Annotated in this window: 1 protein-coding gene; it reads left to right on the top strand. The window is 63.4% G+C overall.

The features are described from left to right. Positions 1–248 (top strand): ribbon-helix-helix domain-containing protein (locus DVK03_RS19610; protein ID WP_233565953.1); only part of this gene is annotated, 248 nt, incomplete at its 5' end. Positions 249–432 lie beyond the last annotated feature (184 nt).

Genomic DNA, 432 nt, shown 5'->3' with positions numbered 1-432 from the left:
CCGAGACGACGATCAACGTGCGCGTCACCGAGCGCCAGTTGGTGGAGATCGACGCGGCCTGGAGAGAAGAGGGCTACACCTCTCGGAGCGAGTTCCTCCGGCACGCGATCCGGGACGCGACGGAGCACCCGGGTGCGTCACGTGATATGCTGGCGAGCATCGCGGCCGAGGAGTACGCGATGCGGAAGGGTGTGAGTGAGGCCGTCTCTCGCGCCGAGGTCGCCGAAATGATCGATGACGAGGAGTAACGACTGGACGTAGGAACTCCGGCGGCCTGCCGCGCAGGTCTTCAACGGACTCGACGCGCCGATACAGCGTCGGATCGTCTCGAAGTTCGACGACATCGCGACCGACGAGTAGTGGACCTTCCCGAGTATATTGAACCGTTTTCGGGCGTTCCTCACAGCAAGAGACGGATCGGTGGGTCCACCT

Origin of the sequence: Haloferax sp. Atlit-109R (genome assembly GCF_003665865.1) — an archaeon.
In the GTDB taxonomy this organism is placed as follows: domain Archaea; phylum Halobacteriota; class Halobacteria; order Halobacteriales; family Haloferacaceae; genus Haloferax; species Haloferax volcanii.
This window is presented reverse-complemented; position numbering and strand designations above follow the sequence as displayed.